This is a genomic window from Pseudoxanthomonas sp., from assembly GCF_051953815.1.
Classification (GTDB): Bacteria; Pseudomonadota; Gammaproteobacteria; order Xanthomonadales; family Xanthomonadaceae; genus Pseudoxanthomonas_A.
Genome location: NZ_JBQCIJ010000034.1, coordinates 67,375 through 93,317, shown reverse-complemented (window position 1 = coordinate 93,317; position 25,943 = coordinate 67,375). Strand labels below are relative to the sequence as shown.

General features: G+C 67.8%; 30 protein-coding genes. 19 read left to right on the top strand and 11 right to left on the bottom strand.

The genetic code is table 11. The features are described 5' to 3' along the window. Nucleotides 1-45: 45 nt before the first annotated feature. Together ACTHN1_RS09170 and ACTHN1_RS09165 are read left to right on the top strand one after the other, a co-directional pair. On the top strand, nucleotides 46-933 hold the full coding sequence (locus ACTHN1_RS09170; RefSeq protein WP_440470644.1) for an alpha/beta fold hydrolase: 888 nt from the start codon (nucleotides 46-48) through the stop codon (nucleotides 931-933). A 24-nt stretch (nucleotides 934-957) separates the two neighbouring features. Beyond that, on the top strand, nucleotides 958-1,680 hold the full coding sequence (locus ACTHN1_RS09165) for a glutathione S-transferase N-terminal domain-containing protein (protein ID WP_440470643.1): 723 nt from the start codon (nucleotides 958-960) through the stop codon (nucleotides 1,678-1,680). 76 nt (nucleotides 1,681-1,756) lie between these two features. Here the strand turns inward: ACTHN1_RS09165 and ACTHN1_RS09160 are convergent, their stop codons facing one another. Beyond that, a complete protein-coding gene (locus ACTHN1_RS09160) occupies nucleotides 1,757-2,038 on the bottom strand; it encodes a hypothetical protein (RefSeq protein WP_440470642.1) in 282 nt (93 codons plus the stop codon). A gap of 53 nt (nucleotides 2,039-2,091) precedes the next feature. Next, on the bottom strand, nucleotides 2,092-2,610 hold the full coding sequence (locus ACTHN1_RS09155; protein WP_440470641.1) for a hypothetical protein: 519 nt from the start codon (nucleotides 2,608-2,610) through the stop codon (nucleotides 2,092-2,094). A gap of 184 nt (nucleotides 2,611-2,794) precedes the next feature. Between ACTHN1_RS09155 and ompR the strand changes: the two genes are divergently transcribed. The 8 genes from ompR (at nucleotide 2,795) to arsN2 (ending at nucleotide 8,297) form a co-directional block, all read left to right on the top strand. After that, nucleotides 2,795-3,511 carry an osmolarity response regulator transcription factor OmpR gene (ompR, locus tag ACTHN1_RS09150; RefSeq protein WP_440470640.1) on the top strand — a complete coding sequence of 239 codons (717 nt, stop codon included), beginning with the start codon at nucleotides 2,795-2,797 and terminating at the stop codon, nucleotides 3,509-3,511. Next, on the top strand, nucleotides 3,508-4,788 hold the full coding sequence (locus tag ACTHN1_RS09145) for an ATP-binding protein (protein ID WP_440470639.1): 1,281 nt from the start codon (nucleotides 3,508-3,510) through the stop codon (nucleotides 4,786-4,788). Before ompR ends, ACTHN1_RS09145 begins: the two co-directional genes overlap by 4 nt. Next, nucleotides 4,785-5,645 carry an alpha/beta hydrolase gene (locus ACTHN1_RS09140; protein WP_440470638.1) on the top strand — a complete coding sequence of 287 codons (861 nt, stop codon included), beginning with the start codon at nucleotides 4,785-4,787 and terminating at the stop codon, nucleotides 5,643-5,645. Before ACTHN1_RS09145 ends, ACTHN1_RS09140 begins: the two co-directional genes overlap by 4 nt. A gap of 319 nt (nucleotides 5,646-5,964) precedes the next feature. Then, entirely contained in the window at nucleotides 5,965-6,303 is a 339-nt protein-coding gene (locus tag ACTHN1_RS09135) for an ArsR/SmtB family transcription factor (RefSeq protein WP_440470637.1), read from the top strand. Next, on the top strand, nucleotides 6,300-6,788 hold the full coding sequence (locus ACTHN1_RS09130) for an ArsI/CadI family heavy metal resistance metalloenzyme (protein ID WP_440470636.1): 489 nt from the start codon (nucleotides 6,300-6,302) through the stop codon (nucleotides 6,786-6,788). Before ACTHN1_RS09135 ends, ACTHN1_RS09130 begins: the two co-directional genes overlap by 4 nt. Nucleotides 6,789-6,799: 11 nt before the next feature. Beyond that, nucleotides 6,800-7,192 (top strand): arsenate reductase ArsC, encoded by a 393-nt coding sequence (locus tag ACTHN1_RS09125; protein ID WP_440470635.1) that lies wholly within the window; start codon nucleotides 6,800-6,802, stop codon nucleotides 7,190-7,192. After that, nucleotides 7,192-7,866 (top strand): aquaporin, encoded by a 675-nt coding sequence (locus tag ACTHN1_RS09120; protein ID WP_440470634.1) that lies wholly within the window; start codon nucleotides 7,192-7,194, stop codon nucleotides 7,864-7,866. The genes ACTHN1_RS09125 and ACTHN1_RS09120 overlap by 1 nt, the downstream gene beginning before the upstream one ends. Then, entirely contained in the window at nucleotides 7,866-8,297 is a 432-nt protein-coding gene (gene arsN2 / locus ACTHN1_RS09115) for an arsenic resistance N-acetyltransferase ArsN2 (RefSeq protein ID WP_440470633.1), read from the top strand. Before ACTHN1_RS09120 ends, arsN2 begins: the two co-directional genes overlap by 1 nt. A 174-nt stretch (nucleotides 8,298-8,471) precedes the next feature. Here the strand turns inward: arsN2 and ACTHN1_RS09110 are convergent, their stop codons facing one another. After that, nucleotides 8,472-9,485 carry a LacI family DNA-binding transcriptional regulator gene (locus ACTHN1_RS09110; protein ID WP_440470632.1) on the bottom strand — a complete coding sequence of 338 codons (1,014 nt, stop codon included), beginning with the start codon at nucleotides 9,483-9,485 and terminating at the stop codon, nucleotides 8,472-8,474. Between the two features lie 94 nt (nucleotides 9,486-9,579). Here ACTHN1_RS09110 and ACTHN1_RS09105 point away from each other — a divergent pair, with 94 nt between their 5' ends. From ACTHN1_RS09105 to ACTHN1_RS09085, 5 genes are all read left to right on the top strand, one after another. Next, nucleotides 9,580-10,632 carry a sugar phosphate isomerase/epimerase family protein gene (locus ACTHN1_RS09105; RefSeq protein ID WP_440470631.1) on the top strand — a complete coding sequence of 351 codons (1,053 nt, stop codon included), beginning with the start codon at nucleotides 9,580-9,582 and terminating at the stop codon, nucleotides 10,630-10,632. Between the two features lie 27 nt (nucleotides 10,633-10,659). Beyond that, the gene (locus ACTHN1_RS09100) at nucleotides 10,660-11,877 is read left to right on the top strand and encodes a nucleoside permease (RefSeq protein WP_440470630.1); all 1,218 of its coding nucleotides are present in this window, start codon (nucleotides 10,660-10,662) and stop codon (nucleotides 11,875-11,877) included. A gap of 12 nt (nucleotides 11,878-11,889) precedes the next feature. Continuing rightward, nucleotides 11,890-13,014 (top strand): Gfo/Idh/MocA family protein, encoded by a 1,125-nt coding sequence (locus tag ACTHN1_RS09095; RefSeq protein ID WP_440470629.1) that lies wholly within the window; start codon nucleotides 11,890-11,892, stop codon nucleotides 13,012-13,014. A gap of 65 nt (nucleotides 13,015-13,079) precedes the next feature. Then, nucleotides 13,080-13,937: a sugar phosphate isomerase/epimerase family protein gene (locus ACTHN1_RS09090; protein ID WP_440470628.1), complete on the top strand. Its 858-nt coding sequence runs from the start codon at nucleotides 13,080-13,082 to the stop codon at nucleotides 13,935-13,937. 32 nt (nucleotides 13,938-13,969) lie between these two features. Further along, nucleotides 13,970-14,251 (top strand): c-type cytochrome, encoded by a 282-nt coding sequence (locus ACTHN1_RS09085; RefSeq protein WP_440470627.1) that lies wholly within the window; start codon nucleotides 13,970-13,972, stop codon nucleotides 14,249-14,251. A gap of 37 nt (nucleotides 14,252-14,288) precedes the next feature. On the opposite strand, the gene ACTHN1_RS09080 is transcribed toward ACTHN1_RS09085, so the two are convergent. The 5 genes from ACTHN1_RS09080 to ACTHN1_RS09060 all read right to left on the bottom strand — a co-directional run bounded on the left by ACTHN1_RS09080 (nucleotide 14,289) and on the right by ACTHN1_RS09060 (nucleotide 19,791). Then, complete coding sequence (locus ACTHN1_RS09080; RefSeq protein ID WP_440470626.1) at nucleotides 14,289-15,032, bottom strand: 3-keto-disaccharide hydrolase; 744 nt, start codon at nucleotides 15,030-15,032, stop codon at nucleotides 14,289-14,291. A 43-nt stretch (nucleotides 15,033-15,075) separates the two neighbouring features. After that, nucleotides 15,076-15,648 carry a gluconate 2-dehydrogenase subunit 3 family protein gene (locus ACTHN1_RS09075; RefSeq protein WP_440470625.1) on the bottom strand — a complete coding sequence of 191 codons (573 nt, stop codon included), beginning with the start codon at nucleotides 15,646-15,648 and terminating at the stop codon, nucleotides 15,076-15,078. After that, nucleotides 15,648-17,333 carry a GMC oxidoreductase gene (locus ACTHN1_RS09070; RefSeq protein ID WP_295379114.1) on the bottom strand — a complete coding sequence of 562 codons (1,686 nt, stop codon included), beginning with the start codon at nucleotides 17,331-17,333 and terminating at the stop codon, nucleotides 15,648-15,650. Before ACTHN1_RS09070 ends, ACTHN1_RS09075 begins: the two co-directional genes overlap by 1 nt. Nucleotides 17,334-17,364: 31 nt before the next feature. Further along, nucleotides 17,365-18,201, bottom strand: coding sequence for a hydroxypyruvate isomerase family protein (locus ACTHN1_RS09065; protein ID WP_440470662.1), 837 nt, complete (start codon nucleotides 18,199-18,201; stop codon nucleotides 17,365-17,367). Between the two features lie 741 nt (nucleotides 18,202-18,942). Next, complete coding sequence (locus ACTHN1_RS09060; RefSeq protein ID WP_440470624.1) at nucleotides 18,943-19,791, bottom strand: LysR family transcriptional regulator; 849 nt, start codon at nucleotides 19,789-19,791, stop codon at nucleotides 18,943-18,945. A 104-nt stretch (nucleotides 19,792-19,895) separates the two neighbouring features. Here ACTHN1_RS09060 and ACTHN1_RS09055 point away from each other — a divergent pair, with 104 nt between their 5' ends. Further along, nucleotides 19,896-20,390, top strand: coding sequence for a lipocalin-like domain-containing protein (locus ACTHN1_RS09055; RefSeq protein ID WP_440470623.1), 495 nt, complete (start codon nucleotides 19,896-19,898; stop codon nucleotides 20,388-20,390). A 109-nt stretch (nucleotides 20,391-20,499) separates the two neighbouring features. Then, a complete protein-coding gene (locus tag ACTHN1_RS09050; RefSeq protein WP_440470622.1) occupies nucleotides 20,500-20,874 on the top strand; it encodes a sensor histidine kinase in 375 nt (124 codons plus the stop codon). A 176-nt stretch (nucleotides 20,875-21,050) separates the two neighbouring features. On the opposite strand, the gene ACTHN1_RS09045 is transcribed toward ACTHN1_RS09050, so the two are convergent. The 3 genes from ACTHN1_RS09045 to ACTHN1_RS09035 all read right to left on the bottom strand — a co-directional run bounded on the left by ACTHN1_RS09045 (nucleotide 21,051) and on the right by ACTHN1_RS09035 (nucleotide 23,584). Further along, a complete protein-coding gene (locus ACTHN1_RS09045) occupies nucleotides 21,051-21,818 on the bottom strand; it encodes a DUF4440 domain-containing protein (protein WP_440470621.1) in 768 nt (255 codons plus the stop codon). A gap of 193 nt (nucleotides 21,819-22,011) precedes the next feature. Next, nucleotides 22,012-23,001, bottom strand: a complete 990-nt coding sequence (locus ACTHN1_RS09040) for a cyanophycinase (RefSeq protein ID WP_440470620.1) — start codon at nucleotides 22,999-23,001, stop codon at nucleotides 22,012-22,014. Nucleotides 23,002-23,212: 211 nt separating this feature from the next. Then, complete coding sequence (locus ACTHN1_RS09035) at nucleotides 23,213-23,584, bottom strand: YciI family protein (RefSeq protein WP_440470619.1); 372 nt, start codon at nucleotides 23,582-23,584, stop codon at nucleotides 23,213-23,215. Between the two features lie 433 nt (nucleotides 23,585-24,017). Here ACTHN1_RS09035 and ACTHN1_RS09030 point away from each other — a divergent pair, with 433 nt between their 5' ends. Further along, nucleotides 24,018-25,154, top strand: coding sequence for a sensor histidine kinase (locus ACTHN1_RS09030; protein WP_440470618.1), 1,137 nt, complete (start codon nucleotides 24,018-24,020; stop codon nucleotides 25,152-25,154). Then, nucleotides 25,151-25,909, top strand: a complete 759-nt coding sequence (locus ACTHN1_RS09025) for a LytR/AlgR family response regulator transcription factor (RefSeq protein WP_440470617.1) — start codon at nucleotides 25,151-25,153, stop codon at nucleotides 25,907-25,909. Before ACTHN1_RS09030 ends, ACTHN1_RS09025 begins: the two co-directional genes overlap by 4 nt. The last annotated feature ends 34 nt before the right edge of the window (nucleotides 25,910-25,943 follow it).

Here is a 25,943-nt window from a genome sequence, read left to right as displayed (position 1 = left end):
TCCGACCGCACCACGTCCAATCGCCACGACCACCGGAGAGTCCCGATGCATCGCCTTCGCCGTCTCCTTCCGTTCGCCCTGCTGCTGTCGTTCCTGTCACTGCCAGGCGGCGCCGAAAATCCGATCTCCACCCGCGCGCATCCGGTCGCCGCCGACATGTCCGGCGATGGTCCGCGCGAGCTGGTGCTGGTTCCCGGCCTGTCCGGCGGCACCGTCTCCTGGGAGGACACCGCCACGCGGCTGTCCGGCACCTACCGCGTGCACCGGATCCACATCGCCGGGCTCGAACTTCCAGCGACGGGCCACGACACGCCGGGTTCCATCGATGACGTGGCCGATGCGCTGTCGGCGTACCTCCAGCGCAACACCACCCGGCCCGTCGCCCTGGTCGGACATTCGGCGGGTGGCGTGACGGCGTTGCTGGTCGCGATGCGACGGCCTGAACTTGTCGAACGCGTGGTGATCGTGGATGCGCTTCCCTTCATGTCCGCCAACCGGGGCAGCGCTGGCGTGGATGCGGAACTGCGCGCCGCCATCGCCGCCGAAGCACGCGACATGCGCGCCGAGGACGCCAGCGCGTTCGCGCAGCGGATGCGTGGCCAGGCGTCGTCGGCCGTCGGCGATCCGGACACCGCCATCCGGATCGCGCAAGCGGGGGCACGCAGTGATCGCGACACCTATGCATCCCTGTACGAAAGCCTGTCGACCACGGATCTGAGGACGGACATCGCGGACCTGCGTCCGCCGCTGACCGTCATCTTCGCGGATCAGTCGCCGCTCGGCGCTCCCGCGGGCCACATGGCCGCGCGCTACCGCGCGCAGTACGCGGGCAGCCGGGCGCGGCTGGTGGAGATCAAGCAGGCGCGCCACTATCTGATGCTCGATCAACCGGCGGAATTCACCCGCGCCCTGGATGCGGCGCTGGGCGACTGAAGCGGCGTCCGGCGGAGACGACGGATGACGCTGCTGATAGGCGAAGCCTTCTCGCCGTGGACGCGCAAGGCGCGATGGGCGCTGGACTATTGCGGGGTGGCGTATCGCTATCGGGAATACATTCCGTTTCTCGGCGAACCCTCGCTCAGGATGAAGCTCCGGCAGTGGCGCGGCACCGTGTCGGTGCCGGTGCTGTTCACCGATGCGGGCGTGGTGCGCGGCTCGTTCGGGATCGCCCGGCACGCCGCGCGGGTGGCGGGTGATGATCGGCTGGGCGATTTCGATCGCATCCGGTTCTGGGACGACATCAGCGAAACGGGCCTGGCCGCGGCCCGGACCCGGGTGGTCCGGGCAATCGCCGCGAACGATGCCGCGCTCGACGAATCCCTTCCCCGGCTGCCGTCGCCGCTGATGCCCCTGCTGCGACCCATCACCCGCCGCGCGGTGAAGGCGCTGGACCGCAAGTACGCGCATCTGTACGGCGCGGGCAATCACCGTGACGCGCTGCTCGCGCTGCGCCGTGGCCTGCGGGACTCCGGAACCGGCTTCCTGCTGGGTCGCTTCGGCTATGCCGACATCAGCCTGTGCGCACTGCTGGACGCGGTGGTCCCCGAGCCGGATACGGCGTTCCCCGGCGAGGCGCATCGCCACTGCTGGCGGGACGATGCGCTCGCGCGGGAGTTTCCGGATCTGCTGGCGTGGCGCGATGGCTTGCGTCCGTATCGGAGCCGGCGCGCCAGCCACTGACACCGGCGGCTTTCCTTGCGCGCGTCTTCCGCCGTCGCGGGGAAGACGACCGTCCCTCCCGCGGCCCGTCACGTCGCTAGCGGCCGCGACGCCTGCCGGCCAGTTCGCTCGCCGCCGCGCGCAGCTCATCGCGTGAAATCCGCTCGTCGCCGTCCGCATCGATGCGATCGAAATGCTCCGCCAGCCTTGGCAGGGAAGCGTCCGCCTCGGCGCGGCTGATGTAGCCGTCCTGATCCGCGTCCGCAGCCTGCAGGCGCTCGTGCAGCGCCTGTTTGCGCGCGCCGCGTCCCTGTTGGGCATCCGCGCCCGAGGACAGCAGCAAAGCGGTGAGCAGTACGGTGAAGGGGATGATTTTCATGTTCGCAATCCTGTTGGAAAAAAAGAAATTGGAGAGTCCAGCGGGCAAGGTCGTCAGCGGGTCCGGCACGGCGCCGGATTCCCGTTCGCGTCACTGCAGCTTCCGGAGTAGCTGATCCGGCCGTCGGCGAGCACCAGCGAGCCGGCGTAGTGATCGCCGTCCCGCGTGGTGACGGTGGTGGCGCGGCCGGCGGAGACGCTGCCGTCCGCACCGCGGCTGGCGGTACCCGAACGATCGACGCCGGCGCCGCCGGGACCATGCAGCGAGACACTGCGCTGGCGACTGGCGTTGCCGGCCTCGTCGCGTTGCCGGGACGCCTGGTAGCTGCCGGATCCGCCCCGATATCCCCGCATCGAGCCCTGTCGATGCATCGATGCGTTTCCGTGGGCGTCGGCCTGCCAGTGCCGGGCGCGCTGCGACTGGAAGCGGGCATTGGAACGGGCAGACTCGACGGCGCCGGCGTGGGGACTTCGCTCCACGTGGCGCGATCGCTCCCGTCCCATCGCCCACTGGCAACCGGCCAGTGCCATCGTGAAGACGAAGATCCTGGCCCAAACGGGGACTGTGCTCATGGCGGCTCCTTTCAGGTGGGGACAAGCCGGGAATTCCGGCCCGTCCACGCTAGCCCCGCCCCGACATGCCCGACGCGCGGGGATGTAAACCGCCGTTTCCCGCGCGCGTTCCAGAAACATCCGCTTACAAATCGGCGCCGGCGCGACGCTTCCGGCGGCCGGCACGGGCCACATAGTGAACGCCATGAACGAATCCACGCCGCCCCGCATCCTGATCGTCGATGACGACATCCGCCTTCGCGATCTGCTGTGCCGCCATCTGCGCGAATCGGAGCTGCATGCGAAGGGCGTCGCCGACGGCCGGGACATGGACGCCGCGCTCAGCCGCGATCACTACGATCTGATCGTCCTCGACCTCATGCTGCCCGGCGAGGACGGGCTGTCCCTGTGTCGCCGGCTGCGCGCGCAGGGCGACACCACCCCGCTGATCATGCTCACCGCCAGGGGCGACGATGTGGATCGCATCGTCGGGCTGGAGATGGGCGCGGACGACTACCTTCCAAAACCGGTCAATCCACGCGAACTGGTCGCCAGGATCCGCAGCGTTCTGCGCCGATCCGCCCGTGTCGCGGGCGCGCCCGCGGACGGCTGCGTGCGCTTCGGCGACTTCGTCCTGGACCTGGCGGCGCGGACCCTGCATCGGCGCGGACGTTCGCTGCGCATGACCGGTGGCGAGTACGCGGTGCTGTCGGTGCTGGCGCGCCACCCGCACGTGACCCTGAGCCGGGATCGCCTGATGAGCCTCGCCCGCGGCCGTGGCATGGATGCGCTGGGGCGGAGCATCGACATCACCATCGTCCGGCTGCGGAAACTGGTCGAGGACGATCCGCGCCGGCCACGCGTGATCCAGACGGTATGGGGCGCCGGCTATGTCTTCGTCCCGCCGGCGGAGGACGCATGAGGACGCGCGCAAGGGTCCCGTCGACGGTCTTCGGCCAGTTGGTGGCGGTCATCTCGCTGTGCCTGCTGGGCGCGTTCGTGCTGACCTTCCTGCTGGTGCGCGAGCTCTGGATCCGGCCGGCGGCGGAGCAGTCCTATCGGGTGATGGACGGCTTCGCGCGGACCGTCGAAACGCTGGCCCGCAAGGAACCGCTCGAAGCCACGATGGCGCGGCTGGAGGACGCCGGCCTGCGCCTGCGCGACGCGCCGCCCGCGGATTCCCGTCCGCGCCTGGCCCCCTACCTGCGCGAACTGGCGTCGCTGCCCGGCGCGGACGATGCGTCGCCGCGCGAGATGCGGGTGGCCGACGGCCCCGGTGGGCGGCCCGTGCTCTGGCTCCGGCTGCGGACTCCGTCACCGGTGTGGATTTCGTTCGCGCGGGAACGGGCGGAGGACGAAGTCCGCTGGCTGCCGATCCTGATCCTGCTGGGCTGCGCGCTGGCCGTCCTGGCGGCCGCCGGTTGTTTCGCCCGCCGGCTGGTGGTGCCCTTGCGCGATCTGGCCCTGCGCGCACCCGCCATCGTTCGTGGCGAAGGTCCCCGCCAGCCGCTGCCCGCGGCCTCGCGCGAGGTGTCCGAACTGGCGCAGGCGCTCGCCGAGGCCGGTGACGGGCTTCGTACGATGATGGAAGAGCGCAACCTCATGCTGGCCGGCATATCGCACGATCTGCGCACGCCGATGATGCGGCTGCAGTACGCAGTGGAGCTGCTCCCGGACACCGATCCCGATCTCCGCGCGGGCGTGCATCGCGATATCGAGGAGATGGACGGCATCCTCAGGCAGTTCATCGCCTACGCCCGCGATGGCCGGGACGAGACCACGTGCGTCCTCGACCTGGTGGCGATCTGCCGCCAGGCGGTGGCGGCCACCGGCGGGGACTGGGAACTCGCGCTTCCCGACCAGGCCTGGCTGCGTGGCCGGCCGATGGCGCTGCTGCGCGCGCTGGAGAATCTGATCACCAACGCGCTCCGCCACGGCGCCGCGCCTTACCGCCTGCGGGTGCGGCGCGAAGGCGACGCGTGGTGTGTCGAGGTGATCGATCACGGACCGGGCCTGCCGGACGGGCGCTCGCGCGAGGCCCGCAAGCCCTTCGTCCATGACGCCGCCCGTGGCGGCAGCGGCCTTGGACTGGCCATCGTCGAGCGGATCGCCGTCCAGCATGCCGGTGACCTGCAACTCATGCCGCACGCCCCCCGCGGGCTGCGGGCCACCCTGCGACTGAAATCGAACCAGGAATGACCATGCCGCTTCCCACTTTGCGTCCGCTCCTGTTCGCGGCCTTCCTCGCGCTGCTTCCGATGCCGGGCGACGCCGCCGAGACGAATCTTCCGCCGGGCACGCGCGTGCTTGCCGATATCGCGTATGGAAACGATGGCCGGCAGCGATTCGACGTCTACCTTCCGCCGCATCCAGAGAACGCCCCGGTGCTGTTCATCGTCCACGGCGGCGGGTGGCGGAATGGCTGGAAGGATCACCCCGGCCTGATCGCCAACAAGGCGTCGCACTGGATTCCGAAAGGCTACGTGATCGTGTCGACCGGCTATCGCCTGCTTCCGGAAGCCGATCCGCGGATGCAGGCCGACGACGTGGCGCGCGCGATCGCGCGGGCACAGCGGCTGGCGCCCGCCTGGGGCGCCAACCCGGATCGCTTCATCCTGATGGGCCATTCGGCGGGCGCGCACCTGGTGGTCCTGCTGGGATCGAATCCAGCCCTGCTGGCGGCCCACGGGGCGCGCCCGCCGCGCGGCGTCGTGTCCCTGGACAGCGGCGCGCTCGACGTCGTCGGGATCATGCAGACCAGGCCGCACCTTTCGCTGTTCGACGATGCGTTCGGCGACTCACCGGCGTACTGGAGGGCGGTATCGCCGCAGCACGCGCTGGTCCGGGGCGCGTTGCCGATGCTGGTCGTGTGCTCGTCCCGCCGCCGGAACGCGTGCCCGCCCTCGTGGCGATTCGCGCGCAAGGCCGAGGGCCTGGGCACGCGCGTCGAGGTGATGGAACAGGATCTCTCCCACATGGCCATCAACCGCGAGCTCGGCCTGCCGGGCGCCTACACGCGCCAGGTGGATGCTTTCATCGCGGATATCGACGGGTAGGCGCGTGTCCGCGCACGACCTCGCTCCCCTTTTTGTTGCGGAGCCCGGTTCGATGTCGCTGTCTGCATGGATGGTGGTCCCGATCCTCGCCATCGCCACCACGAACGCGCGGGCCGCTGGCACGCTCCCACGAACCCGGCCCCGCGCCCGGCTGGCCAGCCACCCGCGCCGATGCCTCGAACAGCGACGACCGTCCGCTGCCCGGGGGCTCGCGCGTCACGCATGCGTGGTCGCGCAGCTTCGACGGCATGATCAACCTGGGCCCGACCCAAAAAGTGGGGGTGGTTGACCGGCTCAATATTTCATATATTCTGGAAATATGAAAACGAAAACCGCCCTCAAATCGCTGTCCGCGCTCGGCCACGAATCGCGCCTGGCCGCCTTCCGCACCCTCGTGCAGGCGGGTCCGGAAGGGCTGGCCGTGGGCGAACTGCGCGAGGCGCTCGATCTGCCGCCGGCCACGCTGACCGCCCACCTCAACGTACTCCGGGCGGCCGCGCTCGTGCATGACACCCGCGAGGGGCGCGTGATCCGCGTACGCGCCAACTACCTGCAGATGAACGGCCTGATCGCCTACCTCACCGAAAACTGCTGCGGTGGCGTCGCCACCTGCACCCCCGCCACCGACTGCGCTCCCCGAAAGAAGGCCACGCCATGAACCGCTTTCACGTACACCTCAACGTCACCGACCTGGACGCCAGCATCCGCTTCTACACGCAGCTGTTCGCCAGCGCGCCCACCGTGGTCAAGGCCGACTACGCCAAGTGGATGCTCGAGGATCCGCGCGTCAATTTCGCCATCTCCAACACCGGCCGCGCGGCGGGCGTGGATCATCTCGGCCTGCAGGCCGACGACGACGAAGGTCTGCGCACGCTTGGCCGCCGCCTCGATGCCGCCGGCGGCGCGGTGATACCGGAGGACGCCGCGATCTGCTGCTACGCGCGCTCGGACAAGCTCTGGACCGAGGATCCGCAGGGCACGCGCTGGGAAACCTTCCACACCCTGGGCGAGGCCACCACCTACCACGGCGGCGACGCGGCCTGCGCCACCGACGGCGCCAGCTGCACGCCGGATCCGCGTGCGATGAAGCCCAAGGTGGAGAAGGGCGCGGCGTGCTGCGTGCCGGCCTCCGGCTGCTGCTGAGGATCACGACCATGGCGCCGGTCAAACGCGTGCTGTTCGTATGCGTCGAGAACTCCAACCGCAGCCAGATGGCCGAAGCCTTCGCACGCCTGCATGGCGGCGACCGCGTGCAGGCGCTCAGCGCCGGATCCCGCCCCTCGGGCCGCATCAATCCCAAGGCGGTCCGGTTCATGGGTGAGCTTGGCCATGACCTCTCCACGCATGTCTCCAAATCACTGGACGATGTCGATGGCGCGTTCGACGCGGTCATCACCATGGGCTGCGGCGACGAATGTCCGTGGATTCCTTCTCCTCGCCGCGAGGACTGGGCGCTGCCGGATCCGCGCGACCTGGACGACGACGGCTACCGCGCCGTGCGCGACGAAATCCAGCGCCGGGTGAAACACCTGCTGGATACGCTGTGATGCGACGCGCCCTGCTCGCGGAGGGCGTGGGCACCGCGTTGCTGCTGGCGACGGTGGTCGGCTCCGGCGTGATGGGCGAATCACTGGCCGGCGGCAACGTCGCGCTGGCGCTGCTCGCCAATGCCGCGGCGACCGCCGGCGCGCTGTATGTGCTGATCACGGTACTGGGCCCGGTGTCGGGCGCGCATTTCAATCCGGTGGTCACGCTGGTGATGCGCCTGCGCGGCGACATCGGCACGCGCACCGCGCTCGCCTACATCGCGGTCCAGTGCGTGGCCGCGGTGGCGGGCGTGCTGCTGGCGCACGCCATGTTCGATCTGGCGTGGATCCAGCCCGGTGTCCGCGCGCGCGCCGGTGGCGCGCAATGGCTGAGCGAGGGCGTGGCCACGTTCGGCCTGCTGCTGACCATCCTGCTGGGCGCGCGCCATCGCGCGCGCGCCCTGCCCGCGCTGGTCGCGGCCTGGATCTTCGCCGCTTACTGGTTCACCGCCAGCACCTCTTTCGCCAACCCCGCCGTCACTCTCGCGCGCGCGTTGACCCGGACCTTCTCCGGCATCCGTCCCGACGATGTGCCCGCCTTCGTGCTGGCGCAACTGGGCGGCGCGCTGCTCGCACTGGCGGTCGTGCGGGGCATCGCCCCGGCGACCGCGTCTTCCCCCCACGAGGTCCCCTGATGCCGCTCCGTCCCGCCACCGACGACGATCTTCCCCGCATCACCGCGCTGCTGCGGCAATCGGCGCTGCCCGTCGATGATCTGGCTGACGCAACCGTGCATTTCCTGCTGGAAGACGACGACACGGAGCTCGCCGGCGTCATCGGTCTGCAACGCTTCGACGGCGTCGCGCTGCTGCGTTCGCTGGCGGTCGCGCCCGCGCATCGCCGCGGCGGCCTGGGCGGCCGGCTGGTGGCCGCGCTGGAAGCCCGGGCGCACGAGCTGGGGATCACGGAACTGGTCCTGCTCACCCAGACGGCGGAAGCCTTCTTCCTCCGCAACGACTACCAGCGGATCCGCCGCGACGACGCGCCGGCGGCGGTCCAGGCATCGGCCGAGTTCCGCACGCTCTGCCCCGCCAGCGCCGTGTGCATGGCGAAGCGATTGCCTTAGCGGATGGCTTTCCGCGCGCCGCTTCGGCGGTTTCGCCTGTCTCACGCCCGGGACGCGGACGCGTTCCCCTGCCGGGACTGGACGTGCGGCTGACGTGAAGCCACGCCGGGCGGGCTGGTTTCGCACGGAATCCATCTCCCGCCGTGTGCACGGCCACCCGCGTCGCGCCCGGCGTCAGCCTGTCCCCGACGCGGGCGCGGCCGTCGATCCGCGCAGCATCAGGCTGAAATCCAGGGTCTGCTGATGCGGCACGTCCACGCCTTCGATGATCGCGAGCAGGAGCTTGACCGCGCGCACGCCGATTTCGCGCATGGGTTGGCTGATGGTGGTCAGCGGTGGATTGAGGTAGCGCGACGAAGCCAGATCGTCGAAACCGACGATCGAGAAATCCTCCGGCACGCGGATGCCCAGGTCGCGGCACGCGGCGAGCATGCCCAGCGCCATCTGATCGCTGAAACAGAACGCGGCGGTCGGCGCCGGTGACGAACCCAGCAGTTGTTTTGCCGCGGCGTAGCCGGATTCCACCGAGAAATCGCCCGGGACCACCGTCAGCTGGCGCAGCCGGCCGCGCGCCCTGGCCGCATGCCTGGCGCCTTCCAGTCGCTGCCGGTGCAGCGGATTGTCGGGCGGGCCGCCCACCACCGCGATCCGTTGGTGCCCCAGCCCGTAGAGATGTTCCATCGCGGCGCGCGAGGCGGCGGCGTTGTCGATGTGGACGCTGGGAATGCCCAGCGCCGGATCGAATTCGCTGCCGTTGACCACCGGCGCGTTGGCGCCCAGTTGCCTGACGATCTCCTGCGCGGTCGGCGGCAGCCGGTGCCCCAGCACGATCAGCCCGTCCGCCTCGTTGCGCGGAAGCATCTGCGCGTAGCGCTCCTCCCGATCCGGCTGGTGCTGGGTGTCGCCCAGCAGCACCGCGTAGTCGGCGGCCTGCGCCGCCTCTTCCGCGCCCTGCAGAATCTGCGCGAAGAACGGATTGGCGATGTCCGGAACGGTCACCAGGATCTTGCTGCTGCGCTGGGTCTTGAGGGTCCGGGCCACCGTATTGGGGACGTAGCCCAGCGCGGCGGCGGCCTGTTCGATGCGCTTGCGGGTGGCCGGCAGGACCTTCTCCGGCCGGGACAGCGCGCGGGACACGGTGCCCGCCGAGACGCCGACGTGCTTCGCGATGTCGTAGATGGTCGCCATGGTTCAGTCCCGGATTCCCCGATGCGGTGCACAACGCGTGTTCCGGTTGGCCCATGCTAGGATAATGCAATCGATTGCATCGAGGCGGATTGCCGTGAAAACACTCAAGGGTCCCGCGCTGTTCCTGGCGCAGTTCATCGGTGACAAACCTCCGTTCAATCGACTGGACACGCTGGCCGAATGGGCGGCCGGGCTGGGCTATTCTGGCGTACAAGTGCCGACCAGCGCGCCCCATATCTTCGATCTCGCCCAGGCCGCGCAGAGCCAGGCCTACTGCGACGACATCGCCGGCATGCTGGCCGGGCACGGCATCCGGATCACCGAGCTGTCCACTCATCTGCAGGGACAGCTGGTCGCCGTGCATCCGGCCTACGACGCCCTGTTCGACGGTTTCGCTCCGCCGGAACTGCGCGGCAATCCGGCGGCCCGGCAGGCCTGGGCGGTCGAGCAGGTCAAGCTGGCGGCCAAGGCCAGCCAGCGCCTGGGACTCACCGCGCACGCCACCTTCTCCGGCGCGCTGGCGTGGCCGTATTTCTATCCGTGGCCGCAGCGCCCGGCCGGCCTGGTGGAGGAAGCCTTCGCCGAACTCGGCCGCCGCTGGCGCCCCATCCTGGACACCTTCGACGCCTGCGGCGTGGACCTGTGCTACGAAATCCATCCGGGCGAGGATCTGCACGACGGCGCGACCTTCGAGCGCTTCCTCGACGCTGTCGATCAGCATCCACGCGCCAAGATCCTCTACGACCCCAGCCACCTGCTGCTGCAGCAGATGGACTATCTCGGCTTCATCGATCGCTACCACGACCGCATCGGCGTCTTCCACGTCAAGGACGCCGAGTACCGCCCCAGCGCGCGCAGCGGCGTCTATGGCGGCTACGAGAACTGGATCGATCGGCCCGGGCGGTTCCGCTCGCTGGGCGACGGCCAGATCGACTTCAAGGCGATCTTCTCCAAGTTCGCCCAGTACGACTTCCCCGGCTGGGCCGTGCTGGAGTGGGAGTGCTGCCTGAAGCATCCGGAAGACGGCGCACGCGAAGGCGCGCCCTTCATCCGCGATCACATCATCCGCGTCACCGAGCGCGCGTTCGACGACTTTGCCGACAGCGGCGCCGATCCGGAAGCGCTGCGCGGCATGCTGGGGATTTGAACCAATACCGACCTGGGAGGGGAAGTCATGACGTTCACCATGTCGCGCCTGAGCGCGATGATGTTCCTTCAGTTCTTCATCTGGGGCGCGTGGTTCGTGACCCTGGGCACCTACCTGGTGCAGGGTCCGTTGCAGGCCAGCGCGAGCCAGGTGGCGACGGCGTTCCTGAGCCAGTCCATCGGCGCGATCGTCGCGCCGTTCCTGGTCGGGCTGATCGCCGACCGCTATTTCGCCGCGCAGCGCATCCTGGCGGCACTGCATCTGGCCGGCGCGGTGCTGATGTGGGTCGCCTCCACGGCCACCAGCTTCAACACCTTCGCGACCTGCGTGATGATCTACATGCTGCTGTTCATGCCCACGCTGGCGCTGGTCAACAGCATCGCGATGCGGCACATGCAGTCGCCGGAGAAGCAGTTTCCGCTGGTCCGGGTCTCCGGCACCATCGGCTGGATCGTCGCCGGCGTGCTGATCGGCTGGCTGGGCTGGGAACAGGCGCACCGGCTTGAGCTGACCTTCCGCATGGCCGCGGCGGCCTCGCTGGCGCTTGGCCTGTACGCGCTCACCCTGCCGCATACGCCGCCGCTGGCGCAGCAGCGCAACGCCGGGCTCGGGCAGATCCTGGGACTGGACGCGCTGCGCCTGCTGAAGTCGCGTTCGTACCTGGTTTTCTTCCTGGCCTCGATCGCGATCTGCGTCCCGCTGTCGTTCTACTACAACTTCACCAATCCCTATCTCAACGATCTGGGCGTGCGCGGCGCCGCCGGCCTGCAGTCGCTGGGCCAGGTGTCGGAAGTGCTGCTGATGCTGGCCATGCCGTTCCTGTTCGTGCGGCTGGGGGTCAAGACCATGCTGGCGGTCGGCATGGCGGCCTGGGTGCTGCGCTACGGCATGTTCGCCTACGGCGACGCCGGCAGCGGCTTCCCGCTGCTGGTGATCGGCATCGTGCTGCACGGCATCTGCTACGACTTCTTCTTCGTCACCGGCCAGATCTACACCGACGCCCACGCCGGCCCCGAGACCCGCAGCAGCGCGCAGGGCTTCATCACCCTGGCGACCTACGGCGTCGGCATGTTGATCGGCACCTTCCTGTCCGGTGCGGTCGTGGAGCACTACACCACCGCGGCGGGTCCGGACTGGCGCCAGATCTGGCTGTTCCCGGCGGGCGTCGCGCTGATCGTGCTGATCGCCTTCCTGTTCCTGTTCCGCGAAAAGCCGGCGACCACCGCCGCGCCTTCCACACACTGAGAATCCAGACCGATGAGCAAGCTTGGCATCGTCATCGTGGGCACCGGCATGATCGGCGCCGTGCATCGTCGCGCGGCGCTGCTGGCCGGCGCCGCCGTGCGCGGCGTGGTCGGCTCCTCGCCGGAGCGCGCGAAGGACATCGCGCAGGCGTGGAACCTCCCGCGCGCCTATCGCGATATCGAGGAAGCCCTGGCCGATCCGCAGGTGCAGGTCGTCCACGTGTGCACGCCCAACCATCTGCACCGGGCGATGGCCCAGGCCGCGCTGGAAGCCGGCAAGCACGTGATCTGCGAAAAGCCGCTGGCCACCACGCTGGACGATGCCCGCGCCCTGGCGGCCCTGGCCGCCTCCACGGGCCTGATCGCCACGGTGCCGTTCGTCTACCGCTATCACCCGGTCGTGCGCGAGGCGCGCGCGCGCATCGCCCAGGGTGAGCTGGGCCCGCTGCGCCTGATCCATGGCAGCTATCTGCAGGACTGGCTGCTGGATCCGGCCAGCAACAACTGGCGCGTGGATCCGGCGCTGGGCGGCGCTTCCCGCGTGTTCGCCGACATCGGTTCGCACTGGTGCGATCTGGTGGAGTGGGTCAGCGGCGAACGTTTCGTCGATGTCAGCGCCGCTTTCGAGACGGTGATCGCCGAGCGCGCCGCCGCCACCGGGCAGAGCTTCGCCACCCCGGCGGCGGGGGGCCCGACCCAGGCGGTGTCGAGCGAGGACGTCGCCGCCGCGATGTTCAAGACCGGCAACGGCACCCTCGCCTCGCTGACCGTCAGCCAGGTCTCGGCCGGACGTCGCAACCGCCTGTGGTTCGAGATCGACGGCGCCAAGGCCGCGGTCGCGTTCGACCAGGAAGACTGCGAGCGCCTATGGATCGGCCTGCCCGATCAGCGCGAGGAGATCTTCACCCGCGGTCCGGGCGCCGGCAGCGCCGAGCAGCGCCGGCTGTCGGTGTTTCCGGCCGGCCATGCGCAGGGCTACGGCAACTGCTTCGAAGCCTTCGTCGCCGACACCTATCGCGCCATCAAGGGCGAGCGGCCGGAAGGCCTGCCCACCTTCGAGGACGGCCAGCGCTCGGCGCTGATCGTCGATCGCGTCATTGCTTCGGCCAGGACGCGCGCCTGGACCTCCATCGGTTGAGCGAAGTCGATTCCCTTTCTGTTCCATTGCCCAGTCCGCAGTCATCAGCATCCCGGGAGGACACCATGACCAGCATCACCCCACGCAAGATCGCGGCCGCCGCGCTGCTGCTCCTGGCCGCCGCGCCCGGCTTCGCCAAGGACGCCGCCCGCCACGACCCGCCCATCGCGGTGCAGATGTACACGCTGCGCAACGTCGCCACGCTCGACGAACAACTGAAGATCGTCCATGACGCGGGCGTCCACGCGGTGGAAACGGTCGGCACCCAGAACGTCACCGCACCGGAGCTCAAGCAGCTGCTGGACAAGTACGCGATCAAGGCCGTTTCCGCCCACGTGCAATTGGCCGACCTGCGCAAGGATCTCGACGGCGTGGTCGCGTTCAACCAGACGCTCGGCAACACCCATCTGGTCGTGCCGTACCTGGGCGAGAAGGAACGCCCGACCGATGCCGCCGGCTGGACCGCGCTGGGCCGGGAACTAGGTGAAATCTCCCGGCAGGTCCAGGCCAAGGGCATGACCCTGGCCTATCACAACCACGACTTCGAGCTGGTCGATTTCGGCGGCAAGACCGGCCTGGAGCTGCTGTTCGAAGGCGCCGGCCCCACGCTCAAGTCCGAACTGGATCTGGCCTGGGTGGCGCGCGCCGGCTACGACCCGGCCGCCATGCTGGCCAAGTTCAGCGGGCGGGTGTTCGCGGTGCACGCCAAGGACAACGCGCCCAAGGGCCAGGCCAGGGACGAAGGCGGCTTCGCCGCTCTGGGCCAGGGCGTGCTGGACTGGAAGGTGATCCTCCCCGCCGCCCGCAAGGCCGGCGTGCAGTGGTACGTCATCGAACACGATGAGCCGCGCGACCCGGCCGCCGTCGTCAGGATCGGTGCGGATTACCTGCGCAAGCATCTGGCCGCCGGCGCGGCTCACTGAGTCCGGAAGCGCCCATGCTGAAATCGATCCCGATGGCCGCGATGGCCTTCCTCGGCGTGGCGCTGGCCGCCACGCCGACTTCCGCGCAGGACGCCACGGCGGGTTCCAGGCTCTATGCCAGCAACTGCTCGGCCTGCCATGGCGCCAACCGCGCCGGCATCCCCGGCACGTTTCCCGCCCTGACCGACGTGAACAAGCGGCTCGATCCGAAGCAGATCAAGGAACGAATCAGGAAGGGCGGCGGCATGATGCCGCCCTTCGCGCATCTGTCCGAAAAGGACATCGAAGACATCACGGCGTTCCTCAAGCAATGAGCCGTGACGGCGCGGAGATCGCTCCACGCCGGATTCGTTACAGCTCGCGCACCCAGATGTTGCGGTAGCTGACCCTGGAATCGTGATCCTGCAGGTAGATCGGCGCGCAGCCATGCGGCGGATACGAGGGCGCGCCGATGTATTCGGTCTTGCCGGACAGCACGGTGTCGTTCTGCACCAGCACGCCGTTGTGCAGCACGGTGATGCGCGCCGGCGACAGCAGGCCGCCGCCTTCCGAGAAGCGCGGCGCCTTCCAGATGATGTCGTAGACCTGCCACTGGCCCGGCGCGCGCGAAGCGTTCACCAGCGGAATCGACTGCTTGTAGATCGAGGCCGCCTGGCCGTTGGCGTAGGTCGGGTTGTTCCAGCTGTCCAGCACCTGCAGCTCGTAGACCTCCTGCAGGAAGATGCCGCTGTTGCCGCGATGCTGGCCGTCGAAGCCCTTCGTCTCGGTCGGCGTACGCCATTCGACGTGCAACTGGATATCGCAGAAACGCTGCCTGGTGCGGATGCCCTTGCTGCCCGGCACCACGGTGACCGCCCCATCGGCGACGGTCCACGGCGCGGGGCCGCCCTGCTCGCCTTCCCAGGCCGAAAGATCCTTGCCGCCGAACAGCACCACCGCATCGGACGGAGCGGCGTGCTCGGGCGTCGCCACGCTGGCCGGAACCGGCTTCCAGACCTCGGTCTTCGCGGGATCGCGCGACGGGTCGGGCTGCGCCTGCGCGAACGCGGGGCCCGCGGCCAGCAGGCAGGCAGCCATCAAGATTGGTTTGCTCATCATGTCCCCCGCGTACGCGGCTCAGGCAAATCGGTGAAGTCGCTCAGTCGGTCGCCCACGCGGGCGTACCCGGCACGTAGGGCATGTCGCCGTCATAGCGGCCCGGCACGGCGACGTACTGCAGCACCTCGTTCGCGCCCACCTGCGAGGTGAAGAAGCTGAAGATCGACAGTTGCTTGAGCATCGTGAAGTAATGCGGCTTGACCGGTCCCTGATGGGTTCCGCCGGCCGCCGCCGCCGTCGCGCTGATCTGCTTGCGGGCTTCGGCATCCAGGCTGCGCAGCAGTTCCGTGCGGGCCTGCGGCGCGAGCGCGATGAAGCGGCCGCCGGCGCGCTTGTCGATGTCGGCCAGCCCCGCGCGGAAAATCGCCTGCTGCTCCGGCGTGTAGCAATCGGTCACGTACAGCGCCATGAACGGGCCCGCGCCCGCATCCTTCGCGCCGGGCGTCTTGGTCCGCGGCAGGATGGTGTCCGCGATCTCGTCCAGCAGGGCGATGTCGGCGGCGGAGAAAGCGCTCTTCGCGCCCGGCGCCTGCGCGAACACCAGGCCCGGCACGCCAATCATGGCCGCGCCGGTGGCGGCGGCGATCATCTTCAGGAGTTCACGACGTTCCATCACAGGTTCCCCGCCTTGAGTTCGCGCACCGCGTGATCGGCCGCGCGCGCCGTCATCGCCATGTAGGTCAGCGACGGATTCACGCAGGCGCTGGAAGTCATGCAGGCGCCATCGGTGACATAGACGTTGGGCGCATCCCAGACCTGGTTGTGCTTGTTCAGCACCGAGCTCTTCGGATCCCGGCCCATGCGCGCCGTGCCCATTTCGTGGATGCCCATGCCGGGCGCGTAGTCGCTGTCGTGCGTCCTGACGTCCTTGACGCCCGCGGCCTCCAGCATCTCGGCCGCGTCCGCGCCCATGTCGTGGCGCATCGCCAACTCGTTCTCGCGCATGGACACGTCCATCGCCAGCACCGGCAGCCCCCACTTGTCCTTGCGGTCCGGATCCAGGCTGATCCGGTTCTCGTGGTAAGGCAGCATCTCGCCGAAGGCGGTCATGCCGATGGACCAGTCACCCGGCACGGTCAGCGCGTCCTTCAGCTCGGCGCCGACGTTGAGTTCGGCGATCTCGCGCGACCAGCCCGAGCGGCTGGCGCCCCCCTGGTAGCCGAAACCGCGCAGGTAGTCGCGCTTGTCGTTGCCGACATTGCGGAAGCGCGGAATGTAGAAGCCGCAGGGACGGCGGCCGAAGTAGTACTTGTCCTCGTAGCCGTCGACCCGCCCGGACGCGCCGACGCGGAAATGATGGTCCATGACGTTGTGGCCCAGCTCGCCGGACGAGGAACCCAGCCCGCCTTCCCACACGTCGGTCGCCGAGTTCATCAGCACCCAGGTGGAGTTGAACGAGGAGGCGTTGAGGAAGATGACCTTGGCCGTGTACACGTAGGTCTGGCCGGTCTCGGCATCGATGATCTCCACGCCGCGCGCGCGCTTGCGATCCTTGTCGTAGAGCACTTCCTTGACGATCGAGAACGGGCGCAGCGTGAGGTTGCCGGTCTTCATCGCCGCCGGCAGCGTCGCCGACTGGGTCGAGAAGTAGGCGCCGTAGGGGCAGCCCAGGATGCACTTGTTGCGGTACTGGCAGTTGACCCGGCCCTGCTCGGGCTTGGGCTGGGTGATGTTGGCGGTGCGCGAGTGGATCATGTGGCGGGTGCCGCCGAAGGCCTGCTTGATCCGCGCCGCCACGTCCTTCTCGACGATGTTCAGCGGGATCGGCGGCAGGAACTCGCCGTCGGGCAGCACGTCCAGCCCCTCGCGGGTGCCGGCGATGCCGGCGAACTTCTCGACGTAGTCATACCAGGGCGCGATGTCGGCGTAGCGGACCGGCCAGTCGACGGCGATGCCTTCCTTGAGGTTGGCCTCGAAGTCCATCTCCGACAGGCGATAGCTCTGCCGGCCCCACAGCAGCGAACGGCCGCCGACGTGATAGCCGCGGAACCAGTCGAAGCGCTTGGTTTCCGTATACGGGCAATCCTTCTCGTCCGCCCACATCCCCATTGTTTCCTCGGAGAGCGGGTAGTCGCGCATCAGCACCGGATGATCCGCCTTCATCGCCTGGGTCGGCCGGCCGCGATGCGGGTAGTCCCAGGACTCCTTCATCGCATTGACGTAGTCCTTGACGTGCTCGATGTTGCGACCGCGCTCCAGCATCAGGACCTTCAGGCCCTTCTCGGTCAGTTCCTTGGCAGCCCAACCGCCACTGATTCCTGAGCCAACGACGATGGCGTCGTAGTGATTGTCTGCCATGGGTGTTCTTTTCCCGAGGTGGATATCTGTTTCAGACGTCGCAGAGGCGGACCGCCTCGCGCAAGGAGCGGACGGGATCCGGCGCGGCAGGCATGAACTCCTGCGCCAGGTAACCGTCGAAACCGGTGTCGCGGATCGCACGACAGATGGCGGGGTAATTGAGTTCCTGGTCGTCGCCGATTTCGTGCCGGCCGGGCACGCCCGCCGTGTGGTAATGGGTGAAGAATTCGTGGTGCTTGCGGATGGTGGCGATGACGTCGCCTTCCATGATCTGCATGTGGTAGATGTCGTACAGCAGGCTGAAGTTCCCCGAACCCAGCCGCTTGCACAGCGCGACGCCCCATTCGGAGTGATCGCACAGGTAATCGTGGTGATCCACCTTGGAATTCAGCAGTTCCATCACCAGCATCACGCCGCGCTTCTCGGCGTGGCCGAGGATGCGCTTCAGCCCCGCTTCGGCATTGGCCAGCCCCTGCTCGGGATCCATGCCGTTGCGATTGCCGGAGAAGCAGATGAGGTTGCGGTAGCCGGCATCGGCCACCAGGTCGATGTGGCGGGTGTAGCGCGCCACCAGCTCGTCGTGGAACTCGGCTCCGGCGAAACCCTTCACCAGATTGATCTCCGCGCCATTGCACATCGAGCTGAACACGCCATGCGCCTTCAACGTCGGCCAGTCGTCCGGCCCGACCAGATCGATGGCGGAGAAGCCGATGTCCTTCACCGTCTGGCAGAGCTGCGCGACCGACAGGTTCGGGAATGTCCAGCGGGCGACCGACTGCTTCAGGCCGCCCTTGAGCGCGAGCGGTTTCTTCTCGGCGGCGAAACCGGCGGGCATCACACCGGCCGTCGCCAGCCCGAGGCCACCCATCACCGCCGCGCGCAGGGCGCTTCGTCTTGTGAACTTCGGGTCCAGCGGGCTCATCCCGGCGTCCTCGCACCACCAAAGAAAGTTTGCTCAGACGAATCTTTCGAGGCATCGCCGCCACGGGAAGCACACCGGCCGCCCACGCGGCGCACCGGTCCGATCGAATAGACCTCCATCCATTCCCCGGCCTCCCAACCGGCACGAAACCTCGAAGATTCGCCCTGATGCAATCGATTGCACCATAAAGCAGCCGAACCTGTTCATGCAAGACTCCGCGCACAAGATCTTATGCTGCACGGCACAACGACGACGTGCGCGTTCTTGCACTGCTTCAGCCAACCCAAGGTGACTTCATCGGGACCATTGCCGGAGCCATTCACACAGGGCATGACCGACGTTCTTCCGCGATCAGGTACGCATCCGGGCGGCACGCAGGGCATTCGTCAGCAGGAGTGCGAAGCTGAAACCGATGGCAACTGCGTCGATCAGGAAGCCCACTGCGAAAAGCCCCTTCGTTCAATGCAGGACTGGCTGTCGGATCGACATTCGCGAACAGCGGGCATTCGCCGCAGGGCGTCGTCAATGCAATCGACGGGGATGGGTTGGTGGCGGTCGAGAACGCGCTGCCAGCGACATCGGTATCGGGAACAGCCCCGTCTCCATCAGACACCCTCCCTTGTCGTATGTCGTTCGCCGGCCGCGACGACGCGTGGTCGAAGCGATGCCCGTCCACACATCCCGCGGTCAGCGCGCCGACTGGAACGCCAGCGACATCAGGCGCAACGCCTCCCGCGATCGCCGATCGGTGAGGCCGCTGTACAGCATCACATCCTGCGGCGGAATCGGCGGCAGGGAGAGCACGTCGCCAACCTCCACCGTGCCGGCTGGCGCCGTGCGGCTGGCCAGCACGGCGATCGCCATGCCCGCCGCCGCCGCCGCGCCAACGGTGGCGGCGCCTCGTCCGATGAATACCTCTTCCCACGCGATGCCGACCTCATCCAGGGCGCGGGTCGCCGCATTGCGGATGCGGCACGCCTTGCCCTGCGTGGCCAGCGGCAGGGGTTGACCGGGGACCGGCTGCCATCCGGGGGCCGACACCCAGCAGAACGTCTCCGAGTAGACGGCCTTGCCGCGCTTGCGGCGATCGTCCGGCCGCAGTACCCAGACCGCATCGAGTTCACTCTCGTCGTACAGGGACATCAGATCGCGGGTGCCGCCCACGCGCATTTCCACCCGCAGGCCCGGATCGTGGGCGCTGATGCGTCGCAGGAGGGACGGCAGCTCGCTGCCGATCAGCTCGTGGGTGATGCCGACCGCCAGCCGGCGTACTTCGATATCCAGCGCCGCGACGGCACGGTCGTGAACCGACAGCAGTTCGCGCGCCACCTCGAGGAAGGCGAGCCCTTCGGCGGAAAGCCGGACCTGGCGCGGCGAACGCTCCATGAGTCGCCTGCCCAGCTGCTTTTCCAGTTTTCCCAGGCGAATGCTGATGGCGGACTGGGTGGTTTCCAGCGCGTCGGCGGCGCGGGTGAAGCTCTGCAGTTCCGCGGCAACCACGAAGGCCTGCACCGCGCCGATGTCCAGGGGCTTCATCTTCGATGATTCGTTTTGAGAATGGCAGATATCATCATGGATGCATTTATCAAATGCCAGCGACTGGCTAGGGTGAGCCTCAATTCCTGACTCCCCTGCCTGCCATGAATCCAATCCTCGGCACGACCTTCGCCATCCTCGCCGGCCTGGCCGCGCGCGACGCCCGGGCAGCCTCACCGGAATCGCCCCTGCGCGGCACCTGGGAACTGGTGGCGGCGGACAGGCGCCTGCCGGGCGGCGAACAGGTCCGGGACTATGGCAAGTCGCCCCTGGGCCGCTTGATTGTCGATGCGCAGGGACGCTATTCCCTGCAGATTTTCAAGTCCGAACGGCTGCGCTTCGCTTCCGCCGACAAGGCGCGCGGCAGCGCCGACGAATACGCGTCGGCCGCGCTGGGCTCCAGCACCCACTACGGCACCATCACGGTCGACGCCGAGCACCACACCCTCACCTTCCGCATCGAAGGCGCCTCGTTCCCCAACTGGGAAGGCACCACCCAGCAGCGCGAATACACCCTGGACAACGGCGTCCTGACCTATCGCGTCCCTCCACGGCCGGACGGCGCGATTCCGATTTCGGTGTGGAAGAAGCTGGACTGAAGATTCGGCGTGTTCTTCTTCCGCGCGTCAAGGTTCCGGAGGAAGTCAGGCGCGATGCGATGGATTTCGTTTCGGATGGGCGCTGGGCCATGACGATAGCGATACGGGTTTGCCTGCCGGTCATCGCCGGCGCGTGCGGCACTCGGACAGTCCATTCGAGCTGACCCTGCTCGACATCGCCGGCAATGCCCGGGATGCGCTCCCGGACGGAGGGCCGTTCCGGCTGGCCGCCGCGCGGGACGACATCACCCGTTCGCTCGCGCTGACCCTGAGCGACGACGGCCCCGGGATACCGGAATCGATACGTGCCAGCGTATTCACGCCTTTCTTCACCACCAAGCCCAAAGGCGAAGGCACCGGGCTGGGCCTGTCCGTGGTACGCGACATCGTGGTGGACGCGGGCGGCGGGATCAGCATCGAATGCCCGCCCACGGGCGGAACCCAGGTCCAGATCGCGCTTCCGTTGACGTCAGCCGCCGCGTGACGACCCGGCAGGGCCGGACGCCCGGACCTTCAGCGCGCGGGTTCCATTCCCATGGGGCCGAAGGGAAGTCCGGGGCATGAACTCGACAGGCCATCCGCGCTCGCGCCTCGCCGGAAAGTGCAAGACGGGGACCCGATCCGTGTCCGAAGCCCCGCTGGCTGTCAAATAAAACCGCGTTAATCCGATCCGACGCGCGCGGCGCGTTCGCTGACGGCGCCGTTCTCGTACACGGCCAATGCCTGCACGCCACCGTTTTCCCCACGCTCGAATTCGAAACGCAGGTCGCGCTCCAGGGCGAAGAAACGGGTCTGCGTTTCCGGATGGAGCGTTGCGACGAAGCTGCCGGCCGTGAGCTTCAGGTGGTCGCCTTCGACGGCGACGAGAATGTCGCCGATACGGGAGGAACGATAGCGACCGGCATACGTCGCCAGTGTCGATGGCGCAAGCGTCAATGCGACGGGCGGCGGCGTGTAGGGAACCGGGCCATGGTCGTAGCTGAGCACGCGATGCATGCGCCATTGTCCGTCGTCGAACTTCCAGACCGTGGTGAATTCGGCCTGCCCATCAAGGTGCTCGGGCTTGTCCCCTTCCCGGACATGGAAACGGTGCTTTCCGGACAGGATGGCGTAGCCGCCCTTGAGCGGATGGAATTCCAGGCTTTCATCGACCGCCTCGCGCCGCAGCCGCATCCGTGGATCGGCGCAAGGGCCTTTGCGCAACGACTCGATCAACGCCTCGCGCGAAGCGGTCAGTCCCGTCTTGTCGTGGTAGAACTCGACATCGGCGGTGAGCAGGTTTCCCATCGCCTTCATGTCGCAGGCGTTGTATGCCTGCCAGAACCTGGCGTCCGCCGCGCGGACCTCTCCAGCTTCATCACCGTTCGCGTTCGTTGTCGTGGCCACCATCAGCAGCGGCGTGGCGATCAGGTACAGGGCGATCTTCATGGTCCTGGCCTCATGGCGGACGGACATGATTGAACGGACGCCTGGCGCCTGTGTCGCGGGCCAGAGGTCACCCTGCCGGACGAACTGGGTCCGGATTCAGGCCGCTGGCCACGGAAAACAGGGGGTCAAAGCATTTTTCCGGATGGGTTGCCCATCCAGGAAAGCTGCCCTGACCCCTGTTCCGGATCGGTTTTCAGTAAGCCGATCCGCCGGGCTGGGTGGAGCTCAGCACACCGGCTTCGGCCGTGACCGTGTAGGTCGTTCCGCCCACCGGTGCCCAGTTGACGAGATCGAATCCGTCGCCGGCGGCGATGCGTGCGACGCCGATGTTGCGATAGGTCAGCGGTTGCTTGGCCGAGCAGACCTGCGGCAGCCCCGGCGCTTGCAGGAAGTAGACCTTGCCCGCGCCGACCACGCTCGCGTAGCCGCCGTTGGCCACCAGCAGGGCGGTCGCTTCGTCGACGGCGATGCCGCGCGGCGCCGAACTCCAGCCATTGGCCGCCACGCGGCACAGGAAAGCGAGGTTGCGGCCCATGCGATCGCGCGCGGCGAAATGGGGATCGCCGATGACGCCCTGCAGCGACGGCACGGCGGCGAAGTCGCGATCGAAGGTCAGATAGCGGTTGAACGGATCCGCCAGCGCCTGGCTGCTGGTCGCGCCCTGGCTGGCGTTGGCGCTGTAGACGAACTGGGTCAGCACGTTGAGTCCGGCACTGGTGCCGCCCACCGGGACGCCCTGCGCGATGCGCGCGTTGAGCGTGGACTGCACGGGCGTGCCTTTCCAGAAATTGATGTAGTTGGACTGATCGCCACCGGCGATCCACACCACCTCCGCCTTGGCGATGATCGCCGCGACGTCCGCGTGGTTCGCCGCCGCTGCATCCGGAATGATCAGCGTGGCGACCGAATTCGTGTTCGGGCACAGGCCCTGCACGTACGGGTTGTAGGCGTCGGCGCCGGTGGCGCGGATGATCAGGAAATCCCCGTTGCCGCCCCGGTTGCAGAGCCACTGGAAGGCGGCGTCGACATCGGCCCCACCGCCCATCAGGACGGTGCCAGGGGTGGTGGAAGGCGATACATCGTTGGCGCTGCCGATACGGACATAGGTATAGGGCGGGGCCTTGCCGGCCATGGCGGATGTGGCCAGGACGGATGCGAACAGGAACACCAGCAGACGGCGCATGGAACACCTCAGGGTTGGGGTGACAACGATCCAGACGATCCAGTCACCCCGATCCCCCATGCGGCCGGGCGGGGCGCGATCCTGCACCCGCGAACTTGCCCGTTGCCCTGCTGCATCCGCGCCGCGGCCGTCCTGGCCCGGCATGCGATTCGCTGGCGGCCGGCCACCATCGCGTCAAATGCGTCGTCCCGCCCGCGCGTCCGCTCAATCCTCAGGGCGCCAGATAGAAATCCAAGGGGATGAGTTCGACGGCCCATCCACCTTCTTCTCCCAACTGGGCGGCCGGGTGCATCGACGCGATGCGCAACGCCTCATCAAGGCTGTCCGCCTCGATGATGAACAATCCGCCCACCACCTCCTTCGACTCGGCGTAGGGCCCGTCGGTGACATGCGTCCTGCCGTTGCGCGGGCGCAGCGTCCGCCAACCATCGGCATCGCCCAGGGACGCGGACACCAGCATCTTGCCGGTGGCGCGCATCTTCTCGTCCAGCGCCGGGCACTGGCTCACCAGCGCTTCAACCTCGCCCGGCGTCATCGCGGCGAACTTTTCGGGGGTGAAATAGGCCAGGCCGAGGTACTTCATGGGAGTTCCTTTGGGTGAGTGTGGGTATGACGACGAAGCGGAAGGCTGGAAATCGACGTGGCGGAGAACGGTTGGCGCAGCTTCGTCAACCGGTCGGCCCGTGGCCGCCATAGTGCCGCCAAACGCCCAGGTCGGGCATGTGGGGACCGGATCCCGCGGCCTCCCTCCGGGCTTGGACCTCCCATCGATGGCGGTTCCCCGCGCCGCCTGTCATGAGGCCCATTACCGCCGCGGACGCCTCCGAACCCCGTGTCCGCCACGGGCCCGGTCGAACGCACCGCGGCCATCGACCAGGCCATCGCGGCAGGCCCGGCGGTGACGCCGCTGTCCGTGTCGGCCGCCGTCGATGCGGAGCGGTGCTCGTCACCGGTACGGCGCACCGGCACACCGCCTCACCGCTTTCCCGATGACGGCTGCTCGCCCGGGTGTTGAGATGGTCGAGCTCGCGTCGCCCAGGCGCCAAACCCGCCAGCTGCTCGAACCCATGCCCGCGTCTCCCGCGAACCGCTCCCTCCCGCCGTTCTGGCTGCCCGTACTGGCCGGCCTCCCGGTGGGGGCATGTCTGCTGGTCATGGCGCTGCCCATTCTGGGTCATGGCAACGCGAGTCTGTCGCGGACGCTCTACCTGCTCGCCTTCGCTTTCTGGGTGGTGCCGCTGACATGGCTGCAGCGCTGGCTCTGGCAACGATGGGGACCGGGCTTGCCGTTGGCCGTGACGCTGCTGGCGACGACCTATGCGATGGCGCTCGCCACCCGCATCCTGAGCTACGCGATGCAGGGAGCGTTGTCCAAGGCGATGGACCAGTTCACGCATCAAGGCGGCGTGATGTTTCGTGGGCTGGAGGGCGCATGGCTGGTGCTGGTCGCCCACTGTGCCATCCATGCGGTGGTGGCCCACTACGCGGAACTGCGATGGGAACGCGAGAACCATCTGGCCACGCACCTGCTCGCGCGCGATGCGGAACTCAGGGCGCTTCGCTATCAGCTTCAGCCGCATTTCCTGTTCAATGTCCTGAATGCCATTTCCGCGCTTTCCGCCGAGGGCCGTGCCCAGGACGCACAGCGGATGGTTTCAAGGCTCGGAGATTTCCTCCGCACGATGCTCGAACCCGGAAACGGGCATGAAGTGGCCGTGGCCGAGGAAGTCGCCGTCACCGAAGGCTATCTGGAAATCGAACGGATCCGGTTGGCTGAGCGCCTCCGGCTGCGCTGGAGCATCGGGCCCCATGTGCTCGGGAAAAGGATGCCCTATCTGCTTCTTCAGCCGCTGGTTGAAAACGGACTGCGCCACGGCATCGCTGCCCGGCTCTCTCCCGGATGGGTAGATATCCAGATCCACCACCGGGACGGGAAACTGGTCGTCGGCGTGATCAACGACGTACCCGACGTGCGCCCGGCCGGAACGGAGGCCGGCGCGGCAAGAACATCGATCGGATTGGAGAATGTTCGCGCGAGGCTGGCGCGACTCTATCCCCAGGGCGCGGCCTTGCACGCCGGATACCGGGAGGACGGCAGGTTCGGCGTGGAGGTGATCCTCCCCTTGCGGGACATGGCGGACTCGCCACCATGATCCGGGTCCGCGTCGTCGATGACGAGCCCATGGCCAGGAAAGGGGTGATTGCGCGCCTGGCTCACCATCCGGACGTGATAATCATGGGCGAGCATGGTGATGGGCCTTCCGCGCTCACGGCGCTGCGGACATCGCCGCCGGATCTGGTGTTCATGGACATCCAGATGCCGGGCATGAGCGGTCTGAGCGTACTCGCCGCCATTCCCCTCGAAAAGCGCCCTTTGTCGATCCTGCTCACCGCGCATGAAAGCTTCGCCGTGCAGGCATTCAATCTGAATGCAATCGACTATCTGCTCAAGCCGGTCGATGACCAGCGGTTCCTGGAATCCCTGGAGCGGGCGCGCGAGATGATCCATCTCCGAAGCCTGCGCACGCAGGGAGCGCCCGCAATCGCGCCCCGCGGGAAACCGAAGGCGGAGAAATTCTCGGTGCGAATCGGCCACAGGATGGTCTACGTGCAAGCGCGTGAGGTTGAATGGATCAGCGCCGATGGCGACTACGCGACGCTGCATGTCGGCGCCAGGAGTTACATGGTGCGTGAATCGCTGCAGACCCTGGCCGCGAAACTGGACGAGCAACTTTTCGTTCGCGTGCATCGGTCATCGATCGTCCGCATCGACCGGGTAGCGGAACTCCAACCGCTGACCAACAGGGACGCGGTCATCCGCTTGCTCGATGGCACCCCCATCAGGGCCAGCAGGACCTACATCGGAAATCTGCTGGCGAGACTGCGCGAGGCGGATGTCCTGGGCTGATATCCGGACCACACCTGTCTGCGCCACCGGCCTG

Bases quoted from the DNA above. Each gene is read 5' to 3' on its own strand.
- ACTHN1_RS09075 (WP_440470625.1), bottom strand. From the start codon at position 15,648: ATGGAACGTCGTGAACTCCTGAAGATGATCGCCGCCGCCACCGGCGCG.
- ACTHN1_RS09130 (WP_440470636.1), top strand. From the start codon at position 6,300: ATGAACCGCTTTCACGTACACCTCAACGTCACCGACCTGGACGCCAGC.
- ACTHN1_RS09155 (WP_440470641.1), bottom strand. From the start codon at position 2,610: ATGAGCACAGTCCCCGTTTGGGCCAGGATCTTCGTCTTCACGATGGCA.
- ACTHN1_RS09120 (WP_440470634.1), top strand. From the start codon at position 7,192: ATGCGACGCGCCCTGCTCGCGGAGGGCGTGGGCACCGCGTTGCTGCTG.
- ACTHN1_RS09145 (WP_440470639.1), top strand. From the start codon at position 3,508: ATGAGGACGCGCGCAAGGGTCCCGTCGACGGTCTTCGGCCAGTTGGTG.
- arsN2 (WP_440470633.1), top strand. From the start codon at position 7,866: ATGCCGCTCCGTCCCGCCACCGACGACGATCTTCCCCGCATCACCGCG.
- ACTHN1_RS09065 (WP_440470662.1), bottom strand. From the start codon at position 18,201: ATGGGTGGCCTCGGGCTGGCGACGGCCGGTGTGATGCCCGCCGGTTTC.
- ACTHN1_RS09125 (WP_440470635.1), top strand. From the start codon at position 6,800: ATGGCGCCGGTCAAACGCGTGCTGTTCGTATGCGTCGAGAACTCCAAC.
- ACTHN1_RS09095 (WP_440470629.1), top strand. From the start codon at position 11,890: ATGAGCAAGCTTGGCATCGTCATCGTGGGCACCGGCATGATCGGCGCC.
- ACTHN1_RS09080 (WP_440470626.1), bottom strand. From the start codon at position 15,032: ATGAGCAAACCAATCTTGATGGCTGCCTGCCTGCTGGCCGCGGGCCCC.
- ACTHN1_RS09035 (WP_440470619.1), bottom strand. From the start codon at position 23,584: ATGAAGTACCTCGGCCTGGCCTATTTCACCCCCGAAAAGTTCGCCGCG.
- ACTHN1_RS09165 (WP_440470643.1), top strand. From the start codon at position 958: ATGACGCTGCTGATAGGCGAAGCCTTCTCGCCGTGGACGCGCAAGGCG.
- ACTHN1_RS09170 (WP_440470644.1), top strand. From the start codon at position 46: ATGCATCGCCTTCGCCGTCTCCTTCCGTTCGCCCTGCTGCTGTCGTTC.
- ACTHN1_RS09085 (WP_440470627.1), top strand. From the start codon at position 13,970: ATGGCCGCGATGGCCTTCCTCGGCGTGGCGCTGGCCGCCACGCCGACT.
- ACTHN1_RS09055 (WP_440470623.1), top strand. From the start codon at position 19,896: ATGAATCCAATCCTCGGCACGACCTTCGCCATCCTCGCCGGCCTGGCC.
- ACTHN1_RS09100 (WP_440470630.1), top strand. From the start codon at position 10,660: ATGACGTTCACCATGTCGCGCCTGAGCGCGATGATGTTCCTTCAGTTC.
- ACTHN1_RS09135 (WP_440470637.1), top strand. From the start codon at position 5,965: ATGAAAACGAAAACCGCCCTCAAATCGCTGTCCGCGCTCGGCCACGAA.
- ompR (WP_440470640.1), top strand. From the start codon at position 2,795: ATGAACGAATCCACGCCGCCCCGCATCCTGATCGTCGATGACGACATC.
- ACTHN1_RS09090 (WP_440470628.1), top strand. From the start codon at position 13,080: ATGACCAGCATCACCCCACGCAAGATCGCGGCCGCCGCGCTGCTGCTC.
- ACTHN1_RS09040 (WP_440470620.1), bottom strand. From the start codon at position 23,001: ATGCGCCGTCTGCTGGTGTTCCTGTTCGCATCCGTCCTGGCCACATCC.
- ACTHN1_RS09030 (WP_440470618.1), top strand. From the start codon at position 24,018: ATGGTCGAGCTCGCGTCGCCCAGGCGCCAAACCCGCCAGCTGCTCGAA.
- ACTHN1_RS09140 (WP_440470638.1), top strand. From the start codon at position 4,785: ATGACCATGCCGCTTCCCACTTTGCGTCCGCTCCTGTTCGCGGCCTTC.
- ACTHN1_RS09025 (WP_440470617.1), top strand. From the start codon at position 25,151: ATGATCCGGGTCCGCGTCGTCGATGACGAGCCCATGGCCAGGAAAGGG.
- ACTHN1_RS09110 (WP_440470632.1), bottom strand. From the start codon at position 9,485: ATGGCGACCATCTACGACATCGCGAAGCACGTCGGCGTCTCGGCGGGC.
- ACTHN1_RS09160 (WP_440470642.1), bottom strand. From the start codon at position 2,038: ATGAAAATCATCCCCTTCACCGTACTGCTCACCGCTTTGCTGCTGTCC.
- ACTHN1_RS09060 (WP_440470624.1), bottom strand. From the start codon at position 19,791: ATGAAGCCCCTGGACATCGGCGCGGTGCAGGCCTTCGTGGTTGCCGCG.
- ACTHN1_RS09045 (WP_440470621.1), bottom strand. From the start codon at position 21,818: ATGAAGATCGCCCTGTACCTGATCGCCACGCCGCTGCTGATGGTGGCC.
- ACTHN1_RS09070 (WP_295379114.1), bottom strand. From the start codon at position 17,333: ATGGCAGACAATCACTACGACGCCATCGTCGTTGGCTCAGGAATCAGT.